The sequence below is a fragment of the Methyloglobulus sp. genome (assembly GCF_040079455.1).
Taxonomy (GTDB): Bacteria; Pseudomonadota; Gammaproteobacteria; order Methylococcales; family Methylomonadaceae; genus Methyloglobulus.
In genome coordinates this window covers 1-19,589 of sequence record NZ_JBEBKJ010000072.1, presented here as the reverse complement: position 1 = coordinate 19,589, position 19,589 = coordinate 1, and the positions used below count along the sequence as shown (strand labels likewise).

20 protein-coding genes and 1 tRNA gene are annotated in these 19,589 nt (G+C 44.0%); 16 read left to right on the top strand and 5 right to left on the bottom strand.

Going from position 1 to position 19,589, the window contains the following annotated elements:
* Nucleotides 1–195 precede the first annotated feature (195 nt).
* Nucleotides 196–474, top strand: a complete 279-nt coding sequence (locus ABL924_RS14215) for a hypothetical protein (protein WP_349027753.1) — start codon at nt 196–198, stop codon at nt 472–474.
* 149 nt (nt 475–623) lie between these two features.
* The gene (locus tag ABL924_RS14210; protein WP_349027752.1) at nt 624–1,265 is read left to right on the top strand and encodes a hypothetical protein; all 642 of its coding nucleotides are present in this window, start codon (nt 624–626) and stop codon (nt 1,263–1,265) included.
* A gap of 63 nt (nt 1,266–1,328) precedes the next feature.
* Here ABL924_RS14210 and folK read toward each other — a convergent pair whose 3' ends face one another.
* Nucleotides 1,329–1,817 carry a 2-amino-4-hydroxy-6-hydroxymethyldihydropteridine diphosphokinase gene (folK, locus tag ABL924_RS14205; protein ID WP_349027755.1) on the bottom strand — a complete coding sequence of 163 codons (489 nt, stop codon included), beginning with the start codon at nt 1,815–1,817 and terminating at the stop codon, nt 1,329–1,331.
* Between the two features lies 1 nt (nt 1,818).
* Complete coding sequence (folB, locus tag ABL924_RS14200) at nt 1,819–2,172, bottom strand: dihydroneopterin aldolase (protein WP_349027751.1); 354 nt, start codon at nt 2,170–2,172, stop codon at nt 1,819–1,821.
* An 88-nt stretch (nt 2,173–2,260) separates the two neighbouring features.
* Here folB and plsY point away from each other — a divergent pair, with 88 nt between their 5' ends.
* Both plsY and ABL924_RS14190 read left to right on the top strand, forming a co-directional pair.
* Nucleotides 2,261–2,857, top strand: coding sequence for a glycerol-3-phosphate 1-O-acyltransferase PlsY (plsY, locus tag ABL924_RS14195; protein WP_349027750.1), 597 nt, complete (start codon nt 2,261–2,263; stop codon nt 2,855–2,857).
* Nucleotides 2,858–2,874: 17 nt separating this feature from the next.
* A complete protein-coding gene (locus ABL924_RS14190; RefSeq protein ID WP_349027749.1) occupies nt 2,875–3,207 on the top strand; it encodes a hypothetical protein in 333 nt (110 codons plus the stop codon).
* Between the two features lie 70 nt (nt 3,208–3,277).
* Here the strand turns inward: ABL924_RS14190 and tsaD are convergent, their stop codons facing one another.
* On the bottom strand, nt 3,278–4,282 hold the full coding sequence (gene tsaD, locus ABL924_RS14185; protein ID WP_349027754.1) for a tRNA (adenosine(37)-N6)-threonylcarbamoyltransferase complex transferase subunit TsaD: 1,005 nt from the start codon (nt 4,280–4,282) through the stop codon (nt 3,278–3,280).
* A 114-nt stretch (nt 4,283–4,396) separates the two neighbouring features.
* Between tsaD and rpsU the strand changes: the two genes are divergently transcribed.
* The 12 genes from rpsU (at nt 4,397) to ABL924_RS14125 (ending at nt 16,122) form a co-directional block, all read left to right on the top strand.
* Nucleotides 4,397–4,630 carry a 30S ribosomal protein S21 gene (gene rpsU, locus ABL924_RS14180; protein WP_349027748.1) on the top strand — a complete coding sequence of 78 codons (234 nt, stop codon included), beginning with the start codon at nt 4,397–4,399 and terminating at the stop codon, nt 4,628–4,630.
* Nucleotides 4,631–4,639: 9 nt separating this feature from the next.
* Nucleotides 4,640–5,092 carry a GatB/YqeY domain-containing protein gene (locus ABL924_RS14175; RefSeq protein WP_349027747.1) on the top strand — a complete coding sequence of 151 codons (453 nt, stop codon included), beginning with the start codon at nt 4,640–4,642 and terminating at the stop codon, nt 5,090–5,092.
* Nucleotides 5,093–5,109: 17 nt separating this feature from the next.
* Nucleotides 5,110–6,867, top strand: a complete 1,758-nt coding sequence (gene dnaG / locus ABL924_RS14170; RefSeq protein WP_349027746.1) for a DNA primase — start codon at nt 5,110–5,112, stop codon at nt 6,865–6,867.
* A gap of 68 nt (nt 6,868–6,935) precedes the next feature.
* A complete protein-coding gene (gene rpoD / locus ABL924_RS14165; protein ID WP_349027745.1) occupies nt 6,936–8,750 on the top strand; it encodes an RNA polymerase sigma factor RpoD in 1,815 nt (604 codons plus the stop codon).
* Between the two features lie 18 nt (nt 8,751–8,768).
* Nucleotides 8,769–8,845, top strand: a tRNA-Ile gene (locus tag ABL924_RS14160).
* Nucleotides 8,846–8,921: 76 nt separating this feature from the next.
* Nucleotides 8,922–10,082 (top strand): methionine adenosyltransferase, encoded by a 1,161-nt coding sequence (metK, locus tag ABL924_RS14155; RefSeq protein WP_349027744.1) that lies wholly within the window; start codon nt 8,922–8,924, stop codon nt 10,080–10,082.
* Between the two features lie 22 nt (nt 10,083–10,104).
* Entirely contained in the window at nt 10,105–11,397 is a 1,293-nt protein-coding gene (ahcY, locus tag ABL924_RS14150; protein ID WP_349027743.1) for an adenosylhomocysteinase, read from the top strand.
* A 118-nt stretch (nt 11,398–11,515) separates the two neighbouring features.
* Nucleotides 11,516–12,361: a methylenetetrahydrofolate reductase [NAD(P)H] gene (gene metF, locus ABL924_RS14145; protein WP_349027742.1), complete on the top strand. Its 846-nt coding sequence runs from the start codon at nt 11,516–11,518 to the stop codon at nt 12,359–12,361.
* Nucleotides 12,362–12,469: 108 nt separating this feature from the next.
* A complete protein-coding gene (locus ABL924_RS14140; protein WP_349027741.1) occupies nt 12,470–13,822 on the top strand; it encodes an adenosylmethionine--8-amino-7-oxononanoate transaminase in 1,353 nt (450 codons plus the stop codon).
* Nucleotide 13,823: 1 nt separating this feature from the next.
* On the top strand, nt 13,824–14,555 hold the full coding sequence (locus ABL924_RS14135) for a 16S rRNA (uracil(1498)-N(3))-methyltransferase (protein WP_349027740.1): 732 nt from the start codon (nt 13,824–13,826) through the stop codon (nt 14,553–14,555).
* Complete coding sequence (locus ABL924_RS14130; RefSeq protein ID WP_349027739.1) at nt 14,555–15,436, top strand: CPBP family intramembrane glutamic endopeptidase; 882 nt, start codon at nt 14,555–14,557, stop codon at nt 15,434–15,436. The genes ABL924_RS14135 and ABL924_RS14130 overlap by 1 nt, the downstream gene beginning before the upstream one ends.
* A gap of 212 nt (nt 15,437–15,648) precedes the next feature.
* Entirely contained in the window at nt 15,649–16,122 is a 474-nt protein-coding gene (locus tag ABL924_RS14125) for a DUF3465 domain-containing protein (protein ID WP_349027738.1), read from the top strand.
* A gap of 76 nt (nt 16,123–16,198) precedes the next feature.
* Here ABL924_RS14125 and ABL924_RS14120 read toward each other — a convergent pair whose 3' ends face one another.
* Both ABL924_RS14120 and ABL924_RS14115 read right to left on the bottom strand, forming a co-directional pair.
* Nucleotides 16,199–16,399, bottom strand: coding sequence for a cold-shock protein (locus ABL924_RS14120; protein WP_349027737.1), 201 nt, complete (start codon nt 16,397–16,399; stop codon nt 16,199–16,201).
* A gap of 304 nt (nt 16,400–16,703) precedes the next feature.
* A complete protein-coding gene (locus tag ABL924_RS14115) occupies nt 16,704–19,505 on the bottom strand; it encodes a transporter substrate-binding domain-containing protein (RefSeq protein WP_349027736.1) in 2,802 nt (933 codons plus the stop codon).
* Nucleotides 19,506–19,589: the final 84 nt, after the last annotated feature.

Below are 19,589 nucleotides of genomic sequence, written 5' to 3'. Positions count from 1 at the left end.
TTGGAATCATGCTTACTACAAAACCTATGGTTATTAATAGGGTATAGTCTATTTCTAAAGCAAAATGTGATCAAGAGACAGGTATGTTACCCCGTCACTCACGTTTCCCCGACGGTGACGTTGTTGAACCACGTCGAAACCTTGCGAACGGGGCAACATGCCCCGTCCGGCTGAAGTACAGACCTTGGCTACCCTGTGATTCGAATTCCTTTGGTCATTGTGAATGGCGTGGCAAAATCCATCACCATGCACGATCAGAACAAAGATGGTTATTATACGTATACAAGCGCACCAACAGCCAATAGGTCTAGCAATCCGCCCAAGTTAGTCAATGGAGTATTGTCCATTCCCAATCTTAAGGTGACTAGTTTCGGTAAGGTTAAGGCTATACAGAAAAGGTCTATGAAATTAGTCAGTGCAAATTTGGCCGTTAATGCCAGTATCACTAATCTTTACTCTACGTTAAGGCAATAATACATATTAATCAAAATCTGTCAAAGTCGACTTTTTGTAAAATATGACAAGCTGACTTTTCTGGTTAATTAGTGTAGACGAAATATCTTTGCAAACCAGTTTGACTTTTTACAACCTAAAACTCTGTGTTTATATAGGAAGGTGAGACTATGGGCTGGCTGGATCTTATGCTTAGAGAACAGATAACTAATGCGGAAATTGCTTTAGTAATGTTCATCATTATTGTAGGCACAACACGTTATCAATTCAACCATAAAAGATTTGAAGATGATAATACTTATTTTAGGCATCGGTGTTTATGGTGGATTATTGCTTGCCTACCTATCCTTTTTGTGCTGATCAGTCTATACACCGATTTAAGCATTCACATGTTCTATGACGACTATTTCGATTATGCTGATAAACGCATATACAGGATGGTTTCTTTTTGGCATAGAACAGCAATATGGGTATTGATTAGCTCAACAGTTAGCTTAGGCCCAGCAATTTACCAAAATCGGTCAGAGATCGCGGTGGACGGCATGGTGTTGTTGTTAGCGGATTGTTGCGGGCTGGTTTATCTGTTGCTTTATTTCAGCCAACCAAATACTAGCGCAAGTACTTTATTTGGAGCAGCTACAGCGTTTACAGTCATCGTGTTTATTGCCACCATCGCTGCTAGTTCTCTCAACCAGGTAAAGCTTGTCGCCAAGACCATGCTATTTATCTTTTCAATTTTGTTAACCTTGGCTGTCCCTTTGATGCTTATCAAGGCACTTTATTGGCTGTTAAAGCATGGTGATTTGTTTTAGCAAGTAGCCTGGATGGAGCTTGCGGAATCCAGGAGTTCGTGACTCCGTTTTCCCTACTTGAGGCTACCAATAAGGCGTTATAAGATGTTGTTTCAGATTGATTTTATCGAATTTTTCCCATAACTCCGCATAATGGATGTGGGTGACAGGATGTTGCAAATGTCCGGCAATTTCTGCCAAAGGCTCTAAGACAAAGGCGTATTTTTCGATTTCGTCACGCGGTATTTGGATGCGACCTTCGTTGATTATCAAGTCGCCATATAGCACGAGGTCTAAGTCCAGGGTTCGGGAGGAGAATTTTTTGCAGTCGCGGTTGCGGCCATTGTCCAGTTCGATTTGACGTAATTGCTCGACGATTTCTTTGACATCCAGATTAGAGTTAAAGCCTACGATCAAGTTGAAAAATGAATCGCCGGAAAAGCCGACGGAATCGGATTCGTAGATACTGGATAAGGTTAATTGTCCGTAACAGGCTTCCAAAGCTTTGATGCTGGCAGGGATGTGTTTTTCCTTGTCGATGTTGCTGCCGATGCTGATATATCCGGTTGGCATATTACTTACGCCCTCGTTCGACGATAATCCCGACATCGCTGGCACCACGGATCGCGCCTTTTTTGTTGAGGGTTACTTTTACCCACGGCACATTGAATTCATTGAGAATAATGTCGGCAATTTCCACTGTCAGCCGCTCCACCAGAAAATAATTACTGGCTTCGACGAAAGCGATAATCCGTTTGGATACTGCCTTGTAATCTAAAGTGTATGCAATATCGTCGGTTTCGGCGGCTTTTTGGATGTCGTAAGCCATTTCTATGTCCAGTATGACTGTTTGTTTGGTTTCCCGTTCCCAGTCGAAAATACCGATAATGGTCTCGATTTGAAGCCCGCCTAAAAATATAATATCCATAGTAATTTCCGGTTATGATGTGCCGTTTTGAAGCGGTAAGTATCGGGGATATGAACAGTAGTTACAAGTTTTGGATGGAAGGTGGTTAATGTTTGAGTGGTTGTTAATTCCTGCGGCTTATTTATTGGGTTCAGTTTCATGTGCGATTATCACTTGCCGCGTGATGGGTTTGCCAGATCCTCGTGGGCAGGGTTCAGGTAATCCGGGTGCAACCAATGTGATGCGGATTGGCGGCAAAAAAGCGGCGGGGATCACCTTGCTTGGGGATATGCTAAAAGGTTTTATCCCTGCCTATCTGGCGAATTTATTGGGTATGTCACCGATTGTTTTGGCTATGACCGGCCTGGCTGCATTTTTCGGTCACCTTTATCCCATATTTTTTGGTCTCAAAGGCGGTAAAGGCGTTGCCACTTCCTTAGGCGTTTTACTGGGCTTTTCCTGGGTTTTGGGGCTGGCTGTTATCGGTACTTGGCTGTTGGTATACAAACTTCGTAAGATTTCATCGCTTTCTGCCTTGGCTGCTTCGGTTTTATCGCCGATTTACGCTTGGTTTATTTTGGGTGATAAGGTCATTTTTTGTGCTGCTGTGGTGATGATGGCGTTTTTGCTATTCCGGCATAAAAGTAATATACAGCGGTTGTTGGCTGGGGAAGAAGGCAAACCTGCTTCGTCTAATAATGAGTAGTTTCCTAGATGTAAGCTATGAATTTGGGTGAAGAAATTAAAAGAGAATTCTTCTTATCTGAAAATAATGTTGTGTCAGATAGATTTATTTGTCACAATACAGATTTATTATGGCTAAAAGAAGAGATTGATTACATGATTTACGTGCCTAGTTATATGTTGTGGTGCGTAAAGAATGGAGATGCTGATGGAAATTTAGTTTGTGATCGTACAATCAGTGCATTAGCCGAATTCGGACGTGCTAAAAATGCTGAAAATAGATTAAATTTTAAGTTTCTATGTAATGACAAGCAAAGGTTTGTTGTCTTTAGCTTTTTAGCAATGGTGTCTTTTAGGCCTAAAATACCGTAGTGGTGCAGAACAAATCAAAAAAGCGATAAAAAATTGGGAACGATCACTGTCAAATTTCTAACTAGGTTAGTTAAAGTAGCTCATTAATCGGCCACCTCGGTTTAGCAAATATTTCCAGGCCTTGATGTTCGCCTCTCAACAGCCGCTGACAACCCGCATAAGCAATCATCGCGCCATTATCGGTGCAAAATTCCGGTCTTGGGAAAAAGATCTCACTGTTTTCTTGATCGGTCATTTCACGTAAAGCAGCGCGAATCTGCTTGTTAGCACTAACGCCACCCGCCACCACCAGCCGTTTAATGCCAGTTTGCCGGATGGCGCGTTTGCATTTGATGCTAAGGGTTTCGGCAACGGCTTGTTGGAAAGCAAAAGCGATGTCGGCTTTGTCTTGCTCGGTTTTTTGACTTTTGTTAAAGGTATTGAGCGTGAAGGTTTTTAAGCCACTAAAGCTGAAATCCAGCCCCGGCCTGTCGGTCATAGGGCGTGGAAATTTATAAACTTGTCCGCCCTGTTCAGCAAGTTTAGATAATTTCGGCCCGCCGGGATAGCCTAAGCCTAGCATTTTTGCTGTCTTATCAAATGCTTCACCAGCGGCATCATCCAGTGATTCGCCCAATAATTGATAACGGCCTATGCCTTCGACTTGTACTAATAAGGTGTGGCCGCCGGAAATGAGTAGCGCGACAAATGGATATGGTGGCGGACAAGCTTCCAACATGGGCGCGAGCAGATGGCCTTCCATGTGATGTACCGCGATGGCGGGAATTCCCCACGCCCAGGCCAGGCTTCTTGCAGTGGCGGCAGCGACCAGCAAAGCCCCCATCAAACCTGGGCCTGCGGTATAAGCAACGCCGTTAATTTCGCTTTTTTGCAGACGGCTTTCTAGTAAAGTTTGCTTGATTAGCGGAATTAATTTTCGAATATGGTCGCGGGATGCCAACTCCGGCACAACACCGCCGTATTCGTTGTGCATCGCAACTTGGCTGTATAAGTGGTGGCTAATCAGCCCGTGTTCGGAGTGATAAATGGCAACGCCGGTGTCATCGCAAGAGGTTTCTATCCCTAAAACATACATTGAGTTTTTGAAAAAATAAAAGATAGGGTTATAATCAACGGTTCTTTTTATTGCGTGGGTATAAATGCCGCGCTTAAAAACCGTTTCATTCAAATATTAACATAATGGAAAGCTATGCCGTCAGTCAAAATTAAAGAAAATGAGCCCTTCGATATCGCTATTCGCCGTTTCAAACGCGCATGTGAGAAGGCTGGTGTGTTGGCGGAAGTGCGTCGCCGTGAATTCTATGAAAAACCTACCTCAGAGCGTAAACGTAAAGGTGCTGCTGCGGTTAAACGCCATTTGAAAAAGCTGGCGCGTGAGCGTTACGCGCTTAAAAACTTGCGTCGTGGTCGCCCAGTACTTTAAAGCACGGCTATGACAGGCTTGCTGACAGACCGTATCAAGGACGATATGAAAGCCTCCATGAAAGGAGGCAATAAATCCAGGTTGGGAGTCATTAGATTAATTCTTGCTGCAATCAAGCAGATTGAGGTTGACGAGCGCATAACGTTGGATGACGAGCGTACTATCGTGGTGCTTGACAAGATGTTAAAGCAGCGGCGTGAATCCATCCGGCAATTTGGCGATGCTGGTAGGGATGATCTGGTTGCCATCGAGGAAGCAGAAGTGCTGGTCATCCAGGATTTTATGCCACAAGCACTTAGCGAAGCCGAAGTTGACGGCATGGTGAGTGCCGCCGTCGCCGAATCCGGTGCAGAATCGGTAAAAGACATGGGCAAAGTGATGGCTTTACTCAAGGGAAAAATGCAAGGACGCGCCGATATGTCAGTTGTCAGCGCCAAAATCAAGGTTGCGTTGGCTCAGTAACAATTCCGGCTCTGACGATGTCCGGTAGAATCCCCCGTTATTTTATTGATGATCTCCTAGCTCGGGTTGATATTGTCGATTTAATTGAATCGCACGTCCCCCTGAAAAAAACCGGCACAAATTTTGTCGCTCGGTGTCCTTTCCACACCGAAAAAACGCCTAGTTTTTCAGTCAGCCGAAATAAGCAGCTTTTCCATTGTTTCGGTTGCGGCGTAAGCGGCAATGCCATTGGTTTTCTGATGGATTTCAGTCATCTGGATTTTGTCGAAGCCGTCGAAGACTTGGCTACTTTTGCAGGTGTTGATGTACCTAGGGAAGCCAGCGATCATCCAAGTGCAGCGCCAAAAAAAGAGAATATCAGCGATCAATACCAGCTTCTTGAACAGGTTGCAGCTTTTTACGTAGACTGCCTTAGAACCCATGATGCCGGTAAAAAAGCCGTCGCATATTTAAAAGCTAGGGGCGTTACTGATGATTGTGCGCGAGCATTCATGATCGGTTACGCACCCGATGAATGGCAGGCATTAGCTAATCGCTTTGATCAAAACCAGTTAATCCAAGCAGGGCTGTTGATTGATAAGGAGGGTAGGGCATATGATCGCTTTCGTGGGCGCGTTATGTACCCAATCCGAGATAAGCGCGGTCGAATTGTCGGTTTTGGTGGGCGGGTATTGGATGATTCAATGCCTAAGTACTTGAATTCACCGGAAACACCAGTCTTTCAAAAAGGCAAAGAGGTCTATGGCCTCTTCGAGTTGCTCCGTAAAGAAGCTAAGCCCAAACGGATTCTCATCGTTGAAGGCTATATGGATGTTATCGCCTTGGCGGGAAGTGGAATTCACTATTCCGTAGCAACATTGGGAACTGCGACATCGCAAGCACATCTCGATTTATTATTCCGGTTTTCATCCGAACTGGTATTTTGTTTTGATGGTGATAAAGCGGGGCGTGATGCCGCCTGGCGTGCAATGGAACCGGCTTTTGGCGCACTTAAAGACGGTCGGCAAGTCCGTATTATGTTATTGCCGCAACAGCATGATCCCGATTCACTGGTACGTGCGGAAGGTGCCGAGAGTTTTACCGAACGTGTACAACAATCTCAGCCCTTGTCTGATTATTTTTTTAGTGCTTTATCGAATAATCTTAAGCTTGACGAAATGGAAGGTCGTTCACAATTGATAAATAAAGCAAAACCCTACCTAGAGAAGCTGCCACTAGGCGTTTTTCGGGATATGATGTTTGCCAGATTGAATGAATTAACTCGATCAAGTTTGCTGGATGTTTCAGGAAACCCAGCTAGACTTAACCCCAAAGTAACGGGCAATCGACAGCATGAGAGCAAACTGTTGTCGTTGCCACGGATAATTATTGCCTTATTGGTGCAGCATCCAGAGCTCATAAGCAAGGTCGAGCAAAAAGAAATAATTTGGGATAGCCTGGAATTTTCTGGTATTCAATTGTTCAGAGATATTCTGGCTGTGGTTTTGGCAACAAAACCAGCCAATACCGCCGTATTATTAGAGCATTATCGAAATCATCCTAATGAGAAAGTGATTAAGGATTTAGCCGCATTAAGCCTGCTGACTTCGGGGCAAAGTGTCAAAGCGGAAGGTGTGGAAAATGAATTTAGCGATGCCTTAGATAGGTTGCTGGAGCAAGAGAATAAAGCCTGTATTGATGGCTTGTTAGCAAAAGAGAAGAGCATAGGCTTAAATCAGGACGAAAAGGAGTTGTTGCGTAAGCTATTGGTTGTAAAACATAGCGGTGTAATTTGACGAGTTTTATAGTATAATTTTGGGTTGATTTCAGTCAGGCTGTAACTAAAGTAACGCATGGGTAATTTATGAGTCAAGATCAGCATTCTCAACTTAGGCAATTAATAGCTAAAGGCAAAGCCCAGGGATACCTGACTTATGCTGAGGTGAATGACCACCTGCCCAGTGATATTTCCGATCCTGAACAAATCGAAGAGTTCATTGGTACCATCAATGATTTAGGCATTCAGGTCTATGAAACTGCGCCTGATGATGACTCGCTGATTACCGATTCTGCGGCGGTTACCACCGACGATGAAGATGCCGAAGAGGTTGCTGCCTTGGCGTCTGTCGATAGCGAGTTTGGTCGGACGACTGACCCCGTGCGGATGTATATGCGTGAAATGGGTTCAGTCGAGCTCTTAACCCGCGCCGATGAGTTAAAGATTGCCAAACGCATTGAAGAAGGCAATCAACAGCTTGTTAAAGCCATTTCCCGTTCTTGCGTGGTTGTTGAAGATGTCTTGCAATCATTTGACTCCATTTCTGAAGAAGAAAGTGGCTTTAGATTATCAGACATGATTGTGGGCTTTACTGATTTAAGTGAGCCTGAGGACTTATTGACTAGTCCGGTCTCTATTGATGCGGTTGACGGGGCTGACGAAGCGAGTCCTGAAGAAGAGGTAAAGGGGCTTAATTTCGATGAAGTCAAAGAAAAAATTGACCAACTCAGAGAACAGCTAAAAGAAGCCACATCGGCTATCAGTCAATATGGCTATGTCAGTGAACAAACGGAAAAAGCGTTTGAAGCACTGTCAGGCTTGTTTATAGAGCTGAAGTGGGCGCCACAATACCTGAAAAAACTCACGGCCATTATTCCTGATGGTGTCGCTTCCGTTCGTGAACAGGAAAGAGTTATTCATGATATTTTTCTAAAAAAAGCAAAAATGCCTAGGCTGGAATTTATTGCGGCTTACACAGATAATGAAACGCGTTCGGATTGGCTAGATCAATATTTTGATAAAAATAATCCCTATTCGGCAGTTTTGAAAGAGTATGAGAAAGAGTTACGCAAAGCTCGGAAAATATTAACTGAGATTGAAGTTAACTATGGTTTGACCATTGCTGGTTTAAAAGACATTAACCGTCGTATTTCGATTGGTGAGGCAAAAGCCAGACGCGCCAAGAAGGAAATGATCGAAGCCAATTTGCGTTTGGTTATCTCTATTGCGAAAAAATATACTAACCGGGGTTTGCAGTTCCTGGATTTGATTCAGGAAGGCAATATCGGGTTAATGAAAGCGGTCGATAAGTTTGAGTATCGTCGTGGATACAAATTTTCAACTTATGCCACTTGGTGGATAAGGCAGGCGATCACCCGTTCCATAGCCGACCAAGCACGGACCATCCGAATTCCGGTGCATATGATTGAAACCATCAATAAATTGAACCGGATTTCAAGACAGATACTTCAGGAAATGGGTCGTGAAGCAACTCCAGAAGAATTGGCTGTGCGTATGGAAATGCCGGAAGATAAAGTCCGTAAGGTGTTGAAAATCGCTAAAGAGCCTATCTCCATGGAAACACCGATTGGTGATGATGAAGACTCTCACTTAGGAGACTTTATAGAGGACTCGAGGGTGCTGTCTCCAGTTGAAGCAGCAACAATTGCTGGGTTGCGAGAGTCAACCCAAAATGTGTTGGCAGGTTTAACAGCAAGGGAAGCAAAAGTGCTACGCATGCGGTTTGGTATCAATATGAATACTGATCACACTTTGGAAGAAGTGGGCAAGCAGTTTGATGTTACACGTGAACGCATCCGTCAAATCGAGGCTAAAGCCTTACGGAAGCTACGGCATCCGTCCAGATCAGAGCAATTAAGATGCTTTTTGGATGGCGAATAGCTTCAAGTAAAAAATACAGGGCCCTTAGCTCAGTTGGTTAGAGCATCCGACTCATAATCGGCAGGTCGTAGGTTCAAGTCCTACAGGGCCCACCATTAAGTATAAGTACGTAGAGGCTGCTTTTGCAGCCTTTTGGCTATTCAAGTTTTTACTATTAACAAAGGTGGTATTGTGAGCAATAATTTCATATTTACATCAGAATCCGTTTCAGAAGGGCATCCAGACAAAGTTGCAGACCAAATTTCTGATGCCGTCCTTGATGCCTTGTTGGCGCAAGATCCTCGTTCTCGTGTGGCTTGTGAAACATTAGTCAAAACCGGTATGGTAGTTTTGGCAGGTGAAATTACCACAGATGCCTGGGTGGATATGGAGGAGTTGGTCAGGAAAGTCGTTTGCGACATAGGCTACGATAATGGCGATATTGGTTTCGATGGAAAGAGCTGTGCCGTATTGAATGCGATTGGCAAACAATCAGCAGACATTGCGATGGGCGTTGATGAAGGTGAAAATCATGAGCAAGGTGCGGGTGACCAAGGCTTGATGTTTGGTTATGCAAGCAATGAAACCGATGTTTTGATGCCAGCTCCCATTACGTATTCGCATTTGTTAGTCAAACGGCAAGCTGAAGTCCGTAAAAATAAGACGTTGCCTTGGCTACGCCCTGATGCGAAGAGCCAAGTCACTTTTCGTTACGAAAACAACATACCCGTAGCCATTGATGCCGTCGTGCTATCTACCCAGCATTCGCCTGACATTAGTACAAAAGCATTGCATGAAGCAGTGATGGATGAAATTATCCTGCCTGTTTTGCCTAAGGAATGGCTGCACAAAGACACGAAATATTTTATTAACCCAACAGGCCAGTTCATCATTGGTGGTCCTGTCGGCGATTGCGGATTGACAGGTCGTAAAATTATCGTAGATTCATATGGCGGCATGGCAAGACACGGTGGCGGTGCTTTTTCCGGTAAAGATCCTTCAAAAGTGGATCGATCAGCGGCTTATATGGCGCGCTATGTGGCAAAAAATATTGTCGCGGCAGGTTTGGCGGATCGCTGTGAGATTCAAGTGTCTTATGCCATTGGTGTTGCAGAGCCGACTTCAATTGCGGTTGAAACTTTTGGTACGGGGAAACTTACCGAAGAGAGATTGGTGCAAATCGTCAGGGAACATTTCGATCTCAGACCTAAAGGCTTGATTGCCATGCTGGACTTACTAAAACCTATTTACCAACCGACTGCTTCTTACGGCCATTTTGGGCGGACTGAAAGCACATTCAGTTGGGAAAAAACTGACAAAATCGAGGTATTAAAAGATGCAGCTGGCATTTAATTCAAACACTAAGGAAACTCAAATGAGCCAACAAGACTACAAGATCGCGGATATTGCCCTTGCGGATTGGGGACGAAAAGAAATTAATATCGCCGAAACTGAAATGCCGGGCCTAATGGCCTTACGTCAGGAATTCGGTGGTAAAAAACCCCTTAAAGGTGCGCGTGTTGCCGGTTGTCTGCACATGACCATCCAAACGGCGGTGCTAATTGAGACCTTGATTGCCTTAGGTGCGGAAGTGCGTTGGTCGTCTTGCAATATTTTTTCGACCCAAGATAACGCGGCAGCAGCTATTGCTGCTGCTGGAATTCCGGTATTTGCTTGGAAAGGCGAAACCGAAGCCGAAGCCGATTGGTGTATCGAACAGACTATTATCGGACCGAATGGCTGGCGACCTAATATGATCCTCGATGATGGCGGCGATCTCACCAACATGATGCACGACAAGTTTCCAGAACTGATGGCGGGTGTCAAAGGTTTATCAGAAGAAACCACCACAGGCGTATTACGCTTATACGAACGGGTTGCCAAAAATACCTTGAAAGTACCCGCTTTTAACGTCAATGATTCCGTTACCAAATCTAAGTTCGATAACCTATACGGTTGCCGCGAATCCTTGGTTGACGGCATCAAACGTGCGACTGATGTCATGATCGCCGGAAAAATCGCCGTGGTCTGTGGTTATGGTGATGTCGGTAAAGGCTGTGCCCAATCCTTACGTGGTTTAGGTGCTACTGTATGGATCACCGAAATAGACCCTATCTGTGCGTTACAAGCGGCGATGGAAGGTTATCGTGTGGTAACCATGGAAGATGCCGCATCTATTGCCAATATTTTTGTCAGTGCAACCGGCAATTTCAATGTGATTACTCATAAGCATTTGTTAGCTATGCGGGATCAAGCCATTGTCTGCAACATCGGCCATTTTGATTCCGAAATTGAGATTTCATCGTTGCGCCAGTACACATGGGAAAATATCAAACCGCAAGTTGACCATGTCATTTTTCCAGACGGCAAGCGCTTGATTATCTTAGCGGAAGGTCGTTTAGTTAACTTAGGTTGCGCAACTGGACATCCAAGTTTCGTCATGTCTAATTCATTCTGCAACCAAGTGTTAGCGCAAATGGAGTTGTGGCAAAATGCCAAGAGCTATGAAAATAAGGTCTACATACTGCCTAAAATACTGGATGAAAAAGTAGCCAGATCGCATTTGGAGCAATTAGGTGTTAAGTTGACTGTTCTTACTGATGTACAGGCAAAATACATTAATGTTCCGCTTGAGGGTCCATATAAAGCCGATCATTATAGGTATTGATTGATCTTCATAACATTCTGCTGCATTTCGCTGGGTTACATTTTGCTCGGCAATCGCTCCCTGCGTTGCCCTAACGCCTACATGGATGTAGCCGTAACCCATTAGCTTACAAATACCGATGCAATCTAAAGAAAATCACTCGCAACAATTCAGCTTTGAGTTTTATCCACCAAAGACTGAAGGAGGCGCAACTAATTTACAGTTAGTTCACGCTAAGCTGGCCGAACAAAATCCTGAATTCTTTTCTGTCACTTTTGGTGCTGGCGGTTCCACTCGCGACAAAACCTTCGATACCGTTGTTGATATACAGCAAAAAGGGATCTCCGCCGCGCCGCATCTGTCCTGCGTAGCTTCCACTAAAGTAAACATACGGGCTATCCTGAAAAATTACCAAGAACACGGCATATCAAAGATCGTTGCTTTACGTGGCGATTTACCATCCGGCATGATGTCGGCAGGGGAATTCCGCTACGCGAATGAACTCGTCGCATTTATCCGCCAGGAAACAGGCGATGATTTTCAAATCCACGTTGCTGCCTATCCAGAAGTGCATCCCCAAGCCTCCAGCGCAACGGAAGATTTCAAAAACTTCAAGCGTAAGGTTGAAGCTGGCGCAAATGCGGCGATTACCCAGTATTTTTACAATGCCGAAGCGTATTTCTATTTCATCGATCTGTGCGAAAAAAATGGCATAACAATACCTATCGTGCCTGGCATCATGCCGATTACCCAATACGCCCAGTTATTTCGCTTTTCAGAAATGTGCGGTGCTGACATTCCCCGCTGGTTACGCAAACGGCTAGAAGGCTTTGGCGATGACCGTGCGTCAATTCAAGCATTCGGCCTAGATTTGGTCAGTAATCTTTGTCAGCGATTATTGGATGGTGGTGCGCCAGGGCTGCATTTTTATACCATGAACCAATCTGCGCCTACGTTGGCAATTTTAGAAAATTTGCAGCGGTAAGTCGGCATCTGCCTTACAATCCTTAGCTCCTGTTTTGTGTGCTAAGTAACCAGAGTCACCAAACCGCATCGTGAACGAATGTTGTGACTACAGCTTAGTGCATTGCCCATGACCAACCATTCCTTCTCCAATCGTGACCTTTCCGTTTTGTGGCATCCTTGCACACAAATGAAAGACCACGAGACTTTCCCGATCATTCCTATCAAAAAAGGTCAAGGTGTTTGGCTGGAAGATTTCGATGGCAACCGTTATCTGGATGCTATCAGCTCCTGGTGGGTCAATCTCTTCGGACATGCCAACCCTTATATAAATGCCGCACTGAAAGACCAGCTTGATACGCTCGAACACGTCATTTTTGCTGGTTTTACTCACGAATCCGCGATCAAATTGGCGGAAAAGTTGGTGGAAGTAACACCCGAAGGGCTTAACCGTTGCTTCTATGCCGACAATGGTTCAGCAGCGGTGGAAGTCGCTCTCAAGATGAGTTTCCACTATTGGCGAAACAAATCGAGCCAAACCCAAAAAACCAAATTCATCACGCTGGAAAATAGCTATCATGGCGAAACCTTAGGTGCGTTGGCGGTCGGCAATGTGCCGTTGTATAAGGAAACCTACGCCCCGCTATTAATGGACGTGATTACCGTGCCTGGGCCAGATTGCTATCACCGCGAAGCTGGCGAATCCTGGGCAGCGTATTCGTCGCGCCGTTTCGAGCTGATGGAAAACGCGCTGCGGGATCACGCGGAGACGGTTTGCGCGGTAATTATCGAGCCTTTAGTGCAATGCGCCGGCAATATGCGGATGTACGATCCGATATACTTAAAATTACTGCGTGGAGCTTGCGACAAATATAATGTGCATCTTATCGCTGATGAGATTGCTGTCGGTTTTGGGCGAACCGGAACGCTATTTGCGTGTGAACAGGCCGCAATCACACCCGACTTTATGTGTTTATCCAAAGGATTGACGGGCGGCTATTTGCCCTTGTCGGCGGTATTGACGACCAATGACATTTATCAGGCGTTTTACGATGATTATCAAAAGTTGACTGCATTTTTACATTCGCATAGTTACACGGGTAATGCGCTGGCGTGTAGGGCTGCACTGGCGACATTAGAAATATTCCAGCAGCGGGACATCATCGCCAATAATAAAACCTTAGCAAAGTTGATGGCAAAAGCCGCAGCACGATTCTATGACCATCCACACGTTGCCGAAGTCCGGCAAACAGGCATGATAGTGGCGATTGAGATGGTCAAAAATAAGCACACCCGCGAACCTTATCCCTGGCAGGAACGGCGCGGCTTACGGGTTTACCAATACGCCTTGTCAAAAGGTGTGTTGTTGCGTCCGCTGGGCAATGTCATTTACTTTATGCCACCTTATATTATCAACGAGGATGAAATCCGATTAATGGCAGAAGTCGCTTGGGATGGCATTCAACAAGCGGTAAAGGATTAAGATGCGGGTATCCAGATTGTATGTGTCTTTGTCATTAAAGCCGAACGAGCAAGTTGAATTGGATGATGATAGCGGTCATTATGTCAGGACGGTGCTGCGCTTAAAAAAAGACGACGCCATCATCCTGTTTAATGGCAATGGCGGAGAATATATTTGCGAGCTTGGCGAAGTCAGCCGAAAAACCGTCCTAGTTACGGTCAAATCCTGGAATGGCCGTAGCGTAGAGTCGCCTTTGTCAGTTACTTTAGGGTTGGGGATTTCCCGTGGTGACCGCATGGATTTATCGGTACAAAAAGCCGTTGAACTGGGCGTTAACCAGATTACACCGCTAATAACGGAACGTTGTGTCGTGCAGTTTAAGGGTAACAAAAAACTGCAACGCTTATTACATTGGCAAAAAATCGCCCAACATGCGGCGGAACAAAGCAGCAGGACTGTGTTACCCGAATTAACAGAGATTGCGGCTTTGGAAAGCTGGGTAAGCAATCAACAAGGCTTAACAGTGTTTCTTGATCCTTACGCAGAACTTTCATTGGCAGAGTTACAACCTGATGACATGAAAGTGACTTTATTAACTGGGCCTGAAGGCGGCTTTAGCGATCAGGAATGCAGCATTGCTAAAGCGGCAGGGTTTATCCCGGTACGTTTAGGTAGTCGGATATTAAGGACAGAAACCGCCGCCATTGCTGCATTAGCGGCCGTGCAGATGTTGTGGGGCGATTTCCGTACATGATGAAGCGTTGCCTTTACGCTTTAGTTCCGCTGTTGGTGTTGCTTGCCGCCACTTTCCTTGCCTGTATATTGGCCTATATCTTGGTATCTTTATGGCACGACTTGTCGTTTAGATTCATCGTCAAAAAAGCTTCCCAGCTATTTTTGGTGTTGAGTATTTTTCCAGCGATGTACTATCTCAAGCTGAACAAATTTGATTTGGGATTTTCGCAGAGACCTGTATTTGTTAAGCAATTATGGCAAGGTGTTGGATTAGGCTTTATCACCCTACTGCCTGTTTTTATTGCTCTTTACCTACTCGGCTTAAATGTTATTGACGAATCCAAGCCTTGGACACTATTCTGGGTGGGCAAAAAACTGGTCATTGAATTATTACTTGCGTTGCTGATTTCATTATTTGAAGAACCAGTTTTTAGGGGAATACTGCTAACAGGTTTAAGCAAGAAACTGTCAGTTAGGGCGGCTATTTTAATCAGCGCATTTTATTATGCGATATTGCATTTTTTGGACAGCAAAACCCAAATACCTGCACAAGAACTTAATCTATTTAGCGGTTTCAATTTGCTGGCAGAAGCCTTTGCGCATTTGCTAAACCCAGAAATTCTGTCAGCTTTTTTTGCTTTATTTGCGGTTGGTGTGTTCTTAGGGCTGCTTAGAACCCAAGTGAACGCCAGTTTAGGCCTATGTATCGGTTGCCATGCCTGTTGGGTGTGGCAGATTAAATTGAGCAAAGACTTATTCAATATCAATCCTAGTTCGGATTATCTCTACCTGGTAAGCAGTTATGATGGGGTTATCGGGCCATTAGTGACAACATGCCTTGTTTTGGCAATAATGGCCCACTATTTGTATCGACGATCTTCGTTCTATTGTAAAAAGTGATCGATTTATATATACATTGATTCAGCGTAAGGTTGCATTGAATTTGATCATACAAGGTCAGGGCGAAAACAGCGAAAACCCTTTGTCAATATTAACTGACACTCTAATGCTCAGTGAGGTTGTGTATATTTAGCTTACCGACCATAACCTAAAATTGTTCATACGCTTAATAATATACGAAAATATTCATTAAACACAACTAAAGCCATGCTATGCAAAAATTACCTGAGAATAGACGATTTCTAAAGCTTATTATTTTGATTTTACTGGGTATTTGCTCGGCTTTTCTACAATCTAATAGAGGTGGTTTTGAACTTAAGCATTTACCACAAAGCACGAGTTCTGATTTAACCGACTTAGACACTTTTAAGAAAGCGTTCGATAATCAGCAAAGCAATATTCAGGTAAAACAAGTGGGACGAATAGCAAAAGTATTGCGGGATGACGACCACGGGCTAAGGCATCAACGCTTTGTCGTCCAGCTAGATTCTGGGCAGAAAATTCTCATAGCTCACAATATTGATCTAGCAGCCAAAGTTGAGGGCTTGAAAGAAGGAGAAATTATTTCTTTTTCTGGCGAGTACGAATGGAATAATAAGGGCGGCGTTGTGCATTGGACGCACCGCGACCCAAGAGGGCATCACCCTAGCGGGTGGCTGCTTTATAACAATCGAAAATACGATTAACAGCAGAGGTTAGGCAAAAAAAAGCCACAGCCCCGTCACACCTTAGTGTGGTTAGGCTGTGGCTAATTATGTTTAATTAAGCGAGAGTAACTTCTTCTGCCTGCGGCCCTTTTTGGCCTTGTGTGATAGTGAAGTTTACTTTTTGGCCTTCATCCAGAGATTTAAAGCCACCGCCGCTGATGTTGCGGTAATGAACGAAAACGTCAGGGCCGCTTTCTTGTTGAATAAAACCAAAACCTTTTTCTGCGTTAAACCATTTAACTGTACCAGTTGTCATGTGTGTTCCTTTTGTATAGAGTAATTAAAGCCGTTAGGCCGATGGCGCTGGGAAATTTGAAGATTACTTAAATGACAAACAGGACGAGTAATACAGAAAGACTTCGTAGAGATAAGCATAGCGGTAAATCAATTTCGAGCTGTGCGCATTCTATAGGGATGTGGATGCTGTGTCAATGACTATCGTTGATGTCTAAACTGGATAGCTGAACATTGGATTAGATTAGGATTGCTTTTTCAAGGGCGACAGAATTATCTTTCTCTAAATATTATTAACTGTATTAGGAAGACTGGGCATCCCGCTACTACTGGTTATAAGCTCGTAATTGCGAAAGCAATTCAGGAAATATATTCAGGGAGCGTTTGATCGCAACAATGTCGAAACCATCAACATCTGCGTGTAGCAAAGTGGCAAATTCAATGACAACAGAAATTCCATATTTATTGCCAATCGTCAAAACAGTATCGGCAAATTTTTTAATTTCCGAGATATTATTATTTTTTGAGATTTGTTCACAAGTTTTGGAATGTTTATCAAGAGCTTCAATAACACTGGGTAATGCTCGTAGCTCCCGATTAGACAACACTAGCACTTGTTCAATAATAGCGGTTTCTTCGATGGCTTCAAAAGGTAAATACCGCATGAGTTCTGAAATCAATTCGGCCTTCAATATCGGTTTTCTCAAATAACCGTCGAAATGGATGCTTTTTGCGCGTTCATAATCATCCTGCATCACCGATGCGGTCAGGGCGATAATGGGCACATTTGAGAATGTCTTGATCTTTTCGGCAGCCTGATAACCATTCATGATCGGCATACGAATATCCATCAACACTAAATCAATATTACCTTGTTTAACGGTATTGACCGCTTCAAGACCATTTTCAGCATCGGTTACCGTCAGTTGGGTTTCGGCGAAACATTCCCTCAGCAAGCTGCGATTATCTTCAACATCATCAACCGCCAGCACGTTGGCGGGATAGAAGCGTATCTGTTTGTTCGGTTTAATAGATTGCTCTTCCAATGTTATCGAGGAAACAGCCACATCCATTAAATGTATGGTAAAAGTGGAGCCAATACCCAAATGGCTGACCAATAAAATTTCGCCGCCCATCAACTCGGTTAAGCGTTTGCTGATAGACAGTCCTAATCCCGTGCCACCGTATTTGCGGACATCTTGCCCTTCCAATTGTTCGAAATCCTGAAAGATCAATGCTTGTTGGTCTACGGTAATACCGATACCGGTATCTTCAACATCAATATATAAATCCAGCTTGCTGCGAATACTGTCTTCATTTCCTGTTCTAGCTCTCACGCAAATATGACCTTGCTCGGTAAACTTGACAGCATTACCAATTAGATTAAATAAGATTTGCCGTAACCGTGTGGCATCGAGGATCAAGTTTTCAGGGATTTTTGAATCAATGTCGAGGATGAAATCCAAATTTCTTGCTTTGATATTCATCATGAACATCTGACCTAATTCGTTAAATAAGCTATGCGGATTGCACACCTTTTTTTCGATCCGCATTTTTCCTGCTTCGATTTTCGATAAATCCAGTATATCGTTAATAAGTGTCAGTAGACTATGTCCAGCAGTTTGAATGGTTTTAACAAAAGATTTAAGTTTGGTGTCTTTTATTTGTTCATTCAGCAATTCGGTAAAGCCGATAATCGCATTAAGCGGCGTACGGATCTCATGGCTCATATTGGCAAGGAACTGCGTTTTGGCTAGGTTGGCATTCTCAGCTTGGCTTTTGGCTTTTTCTAAATCTCTTTCGATTGCTTTGCGAGCGGTTATGTCCCAATTGACACCGGTAATTTTAACCAGTTTGCCATTCATTTTAGTTCCGAAGCAGCCGCAGTAAATTGTTCGGATTTCGCCATCAGCGCGAACGATACGGTATTCTATGTGCAGCTGACCACCTTGGGAATTGAGTTTAATTAGGGATTGCTCAAGTAAGGCATAATCGTCAGGATGCAAATATTGTGCCTTCCATTCATCCCATGAGATTTGTTGTTTTTCTGTGTCGCTGTAGATTTCGTGCACTTTGTCATCATAGCTAAAGCGCGGTTGATCCCCATGAAAATCCAATTCCCAAACGCCCAGACAGACCAGATTGGTTGCTAGCGTAAAACGCTCGTTTAACCGCATGACCTCCAGTTCGCTTTGTTTTCGGCGGTTAATTTCATTGGCAAGACGGCGATTCCAGAAAAAAATCATTAGCAACAACAGTAGAAAAACGCCTACTATTTTTGCTATTAGTTGGTAATCGGTTTTGGCGGCAAAACGGTCTTTCCCCCAATTATCGCTGATTTGTTGTTTATCGCTTTGTTCAATGCTTTTTAACGCCCGATCAAACAATGGAACTAACGGCGCAAATTCTTTACGGACACCCAAACCCAATTGCGTCATAATCTCGGTTTTACCGACTATCCTGACATTATTGATACCCTGATTGCTGATGTAGTAACTGGCATGAGCCAAGGTACACAGCAAGGCATCGATTTTTCCAGTAGAGACTGCCGTCAAACCTTGTTGAATCGTATCGACTTCGGAAAATTTAATATCTGGGTAATTATGAAAAATGGCGGGGTTATACCCGTAGTCTTTAATAACCGCCAAACGGCGATGTTTGATTTGCTCAAGCGTGTCGACATAACCTTCTTGATCGCCCATCACGATAACTACCGGACTGGATAAGTAAGGCTGCGTAAACGTCAACTTTGATTTTAGATCGGAATCAACCGTTTCAGACAACACATCAACTTTGTCGTGCTTAATCATATCTACCGACTCGCCCCAGGAAAGTGTCGGTACAATGTCAAACTTGATGTGCAGTTTTTTTTCAAGCAACTGTAAATACTCAGCAACTATGCCAATGTAGCTGCCTTTGCTGTCGAACGCCTCATAGGGTAACCAGTTGGGGTCGCCAGTAAAGCGGATAACAGGATGATCAGATAACCATTTTTTTTCGGCATTATTTAGTTCTATTGTCTGATCGTCTTGGTTTTCCTGATAACTTAGCCATTTATCATTGATGTGCTGTTTTTCCTGTTCAGAAATGTTCGCTAAGGTTTTTTTGATAATCGGAGACCTTTGCACGACCTCAAGCCCCAAAATGGGTAAAATAAGCCTTTATTCAAGTTCGAGCAATAGCCTATGTCCTGGAAGAACCTAGCCCAAACC